4 protein-coding genes are annotated in these 4,859 nt (G+C 39.4%); 2 read left to right on the top strand and 2 right to left on the bottom strand.

Annotated features, from left to right (window positions below; genetic code table 11):
- Nucleotides 1-144: 144 nt before the first annotated feature.
- Nucleotides 145-1,638 carry a guanosine-5'-triphosphate,3'-diphosphate diphosphatase gene (gene gppA / locus GQR46_RS16075; RefSeq protein WP_007580584.1) on the bottom strand — a complete coding sequence of 498 codons (1,494 nt, stop codon included), beginning with the start codon at nt 1,636-1,638 and terminating at the stop codon, nt 145-147.
- A 43-nt stretch (nt 1,639-1,681) separates the two neighbouring features.
- Nucleotides 1,682-2,959, bottom strand: a complete 1,278-nt coding sequence (gene rhlB, locus GQR46_RS16070; RefSeq protein ID WP_165741477.1) for an ATP-dependent RNA helicase RhlB — start codon at nt 2,957-2,959, stop codon at nt 1,682-1,684.
- Between the two features lie 91 nt (nt 2,960-3,050).
- Here rhlB and trxA point away from each other — a divergent pair, with 91 nt between their 5' ends.
- Together trxA and rho are read left to right on the top strand one after the other, a co-directional pair.
- Nucleotides 3,051-3,377: a thioredoxin TrxA gene (trxA, locus tag GQR46_RS16065; RefSeq protein ID WP_002960942.1), complete on the top strand. Its 327-nt coding sequence runs from the start codon at nt 3,051-3,053 to the stop codon at nt 3,375-3,377.
- A 185-nt stretch (nt 3,378-3,562) separates the two neighbouring features.
- Nucleotides 3,563-4,822 carry a transcription termination factor Rho gene (rho, locus tag GQR46_RS16060; protein WP_002960945.1) on the top strand — a complete coding sequence of 420 codons (1,260 nt, stop codon included), beginning with the start codon at nt 3,563-3,565 and terminating at the stop codon, nt 4,820-4,822.
- Nucleotides 4,823-4,859: the final 37 nt, after the last annotated feature.

The raw sequence follows: 4,859 nt of genomic DNA, 5'->3' as shown, positions 1-4,859 counted from the left end.
CGTCTCAGTGGGGTCGCATTATAGGGAGATCCGAAAACAGATCAACCTTTTTTTGAAGAAAACTTGAAATAATGTGCTGTTCGCACATATTTGCATCGAAATGGTTACTTTAAACACTAAAAAGGCCCTGATGGGCCTTTTTAATTAGTTTACTATGAGCTTCCACCCAAGTTTACCTTGCTGTTTAGACTCTTGTTGTAGCTCGCTGGCCATTAATGGATGATCTTTTAACCAGTTACTTTCAAACTTAAGGTCTAACACTTCATTTTTAGCAGTTAACTCAAACATAGGCAGTACATCATCTTGTCTGCGCATTGATAAGATGACTGCTATCCGTAGTAATCTCACTATATATTGCGCCAATAGACTATTTACGCCGAGTGAATTAAAACAGCCTTTTGGAAAATCAGAACGATGCGCATCTGCTACCGCTACTATTAATTTATGCTCTGACTGTGAAAAACCAGGCATATCGGTATTTTCCAAAATATAAGCGGTGTGTTTATGGTACTGCTTATATTCTATTAGTAATCCAATCTCATGAAGCTGCGCTACCGCTTTTAATAGTGGTAACCCATTTAAACGTTCAATTGGCCAATCTTTATCAATACTTACCGCTAACTGCATAGCTAAGCTTGAAACCCGACACGCTTGTTTTTGATCAACGTGATAACGACTCATAAACCCATCAACTGTGCGTTTACGAATGTCGTTATTATGAAACTCCGGAACCATGCTATATAAAACGCCTTCACGCAGTGCTCCACCCGCCAATCCCATTTTTTCTATTTCAAGAGATTCAAATAGTGCGATTAAGATTGCGAGCCCTGATACAAATACCAGTCGACGGTCTTCACTTAATCCAGGAAGGTCTAGCGCTGCAATAGTGCTAAATGCAATTGCTTGCTCTTTTATAGTGTTGAGCTTTTCAAGCGTAAGTAAATCGTCAAGATTTTGAGCGACCATAATTTCTTGAATTGCTTGCACTGTGCCAGAAGCACCAGATGCAATTTGCCATCCCGCTGTTTTATATTCTGGAGAAATTTCATCAATGACTGTACGAGCTGCTTTTATGGCTGCGTTAAAGTTACTCTTACTTAATTGGCAGTCTTTGAAATAGCGTTCAAGATAGGTAACACACCCCATATTGAGGCTTTTGTAATGTAAGGCATCAAATGCTTTACCAATTACAACTTCGGTACTTGCACCACCAATGTCAATAACAAGCTGTTTGCCAGTACAAGATGAAGTATGAGCAACACCTTTATAAATTGTACGCGCTTCTAATTCTCCGCTAATAACATTAATGTTATGGCCAAGAATCTTTTCTGCATGATTTTTGAATACTTCGGCGTTAGTTGCTAACCGTAAGGTGGCTGTTGCTACTATGGTGATGTTTTTATCTGGGATATCTTGTAGACGCTCAGCAAAAAGGGCAAGGCATTCCCAGCCTCGCTGCATTGCTTCAGTGCTCAATACGTTATCTTTATCAAGCCCTGCGGCTAATCGGACTTTGCGTTTAACACGTCCAATTGTTTGTAGACCGCCAGCAATTGATTTGGCTATAAGCATATGAAAGCTATTTGAGCCCAAATCAATAACTGCGTACACATTTTTTTGCGGTTTAAGTTGCCCCACCGTTCAAAAACCTCTAGTTACTACTACTTATACAAACGGTCGTTTACGACCGTCCTTTTTGGTAACTATTATTTGGGCGACGTCCGCTGTTATTACTACGGTTACGTGGACCTGTTGAATAGTTGCGCTTTCTTTGAATGATAGGCTGAGTTAAATCATCTAGCAATGCTGTTTTATCATAATGTGATAAAGGAATGCTGTGCTCTATATATTCTTCAATTTCATGCAGGTTATATGCATATTGCTCACATGCAAAACTAATTGCGTGGCCTGATGCACCAGCGCGGCCAGTACGACCAATACGGTGAACATAATCTTCACAATCGTCAGGTAAATCAAAGTTAAATACATGACTTACTTCTGGAATATGAAGACCACGCGCTGCAACATCAGTCGCAACTAAAAAGTCTAAGTCGCCTTTGCTAAACTGCGCTAATATAGTTTGGCGTTTTTTCTGGTTAACATCACCAGTAAGCATACCTACACGATGACCGTCTGACTTAAGCCAAGCATATACTGTTTCACAACTGTGCTTGGTATTTGCAAACACGATTGCTTTCTCTGGCCATTCTTCTTCAATTAAGCTTAACAACAGCTTAATTTTATCTTCTTGCGAAGGATGAAATAGCTCTTCTTGAATACGTTTACCCGTTTTAACGTCAGGTTCAATTTGAACATGTTCTGGGTTTGTCATGTGCTCAAAAGCTAATTCTTGTACGCGATACGATAATGTGGCAGAAAATAATAAGTTTAAACGCTTTGATGTATCTGGCATACGATCGAACATATAGCGAATATCTTTGATAAAACCTAAATCGAACATACGATCAGCTTCGTCAAGCACGACTACCTCAATTTCATTAAGGGTGTAACAGCCTTGCTTATACAGATCAATTAGACGACCTGTAGTACCAATTAAAATATCAACGCCTTTTTCTAGTTGTGCACGTTGTTTTTCGTAATCTTCGCCACCATATACTAAACCTAAGTTAAGATTACAGTGCGGCGCTAAAATTTTAGCATCTTTGTGTATCTGAATCGCAAGCTCCCGAGTAGGGGCCATGATCAGGGCTCTTGGATGTTTACTAGGTGCTTTGCTAGATTGTAATAACCGATGGCACGTGGCAGTTAAAAACGCCAATGTTTTGCCTGTACCTGTTTGAGCTTGGCCCGCGATATCGCGTCCATCACAAATAAAAGGTAGGCATTTTGCTTGAATAGGTGTGCAATATTCAAACCCATTCTCGGTTAAACCGGCAACCACTTCCGGTGCGATAGCAAAGTCTGAAAACTTTTTATCGGTTAAATGTGTCTTAGTCATAGCGTTTAAGCATAACGTTTAAACTTGCAATAAGAAACAAGAGTGTTTAAATACGCACTAAATATTTCGCCTAACTAAATCGGAGAGCGCAATGAGCGAGAAAATAATCCAAATTACTGACGATAGCTTTGAAGCTGACGTATTACAATCTGACAAACCAGTACTAGTAGATTTCTGGGCTGAATGGTGTGGACCTTGTAAAATGATCGCCCCTATTCTTCACGAAGTTGCTGATGAATACGACAGCCGTGTGACTGTTGCTAAATTAAACATTGACCAAAATGCTGGCACACCGCCAAAATTTGGTATTCGTGGTATTCCTACTTTACTTCTTTTTAAAGATGGTCAAGTAGCTGCAACGAAAGTAGGTGCTCTTTCAAAAACTCAACTTATTGAGTTTTTAGAAAACAACATCTAACTGTAAGCTAGAACAATAAAAAGGGCTTTTTGCCCTTTTTTAAATTTATTTTGTATAAAGACTGGACGCTTTGCCAGTGAACTGCTAGTTTATAAAGCCAACTAATCCTTAGTTATATTCAACAAACCTCACTCAACGATCAAAGCGATTTTGAGTATGACAACTGTAATAAAGAACCCACCAATATGCATTTACGCGAATTAAAAGACAAGTCCATTAAAGAGCTTGTAGACTTAGCTGAGTCCATGGGGCTCGAAAACGTAGCCCGCTTAAGAAAGCAAGATATCATTTTTGCCATTCTTAAATCCCATGCCAAAGGCGGAGAGAATATCTTCGGCGGCGGTGTATTAGAGATTTTACAAGATGGTTTCGGCTTCTTAAGATCATCAGAAGCCTCTTACTTAGCTGGCCCAGATGACATTTATGTTTCACCTAGCCAAATTCGCCGTTTCAGCATGCGTACTGGCGATTCAATTTCAGGTCTTATTCGTCCACCTAAAGACGGTGAACGTTACTTTGCTTTACTTAAAGTAAATGAAGTTAACTTTGATAAACCTGAAAACTCTCGAACTAAAATTCTTTTTGAAAACCTTACTCCATTACATGCAAACGAACGTTTTCGCATGGAACGTGGTAACGGCAGTAAAGAAGATATTACAGCCCGTGTACTTGATTTAGCATCTCCTATTGGCCGCGGCCAACGTGGTTTGTTAGTAGCTCCGCCAAAAGCGGGTAAAACAATGCTACTTCAAAATATTGCACAATCAATTACGCACAATCATCCTGATGTAACATTAATGGTTTTACTTATTGATGAACGTCCGGAAGAAGTAACAGAGATGCAACGCCTAGTTAAAGGTGAAGTTATTGCATCAACGTTTGATGAACCAGCTTCTCGTCACGTACAAGTTGCCGAAATGGTTATCGAAAAAGCAAAACGCCTAGTTGAACATAAAAAAGATGTTGTTATCTTATTGGATTCAATCACTCGTTTAGCACGTGCTTATAACACCGTTATTCCTTCATCAGGTAAAGTACTTACTGGTGGTGTTGACGCTAACGCATTACATAAACCTAAGCGCTTCTTTGGTGCTGCACGTAACGTTGAGGAAGGTGGTAGCTTAACAATCATAGCTACAGCTCTTATCGATACTGGCTCTAAAATGGATGAAGTTATCTACGAAGAGTTTAAAGGTACTGGTAACATGGAACTTCACCTTAACCGTAAAATTGCGGAAAGACGTGTATTCCCAGCTATCGACTTTAACCGCTCAGGTACTCGTCGTGAAGAATTACTAACAAAACCAGATGAACTTCAAAAGCTTTGGATTTTACGTAAAATTGTTCATGACATGTCAGAAATTGATGCAATGGAATTCTTAATCGATAAACTATCGATGAGCAAAACCAATGATGAATTTTTTGATTCGATGAGACGTCAATAAAAGCGTTTTAATTGAATAAAAAAGCGCCTTAGGCGCT

This window comes from Pseudoalteromonas sp. Z1A6 (assembly GCF_011378745.1).
Classification (GTDB): Bacteria; Pseudomonadota; Gammaproteobacteria; order Enterobacterales; family Alteromonadaceae; genus Pseudoalteromonas; species Pseudoalteromonas arctica.
Note: the sequence above shows the minus strand (reverse complement) of the source record. Positions and strands in the feature narration are given on the sequence as shown.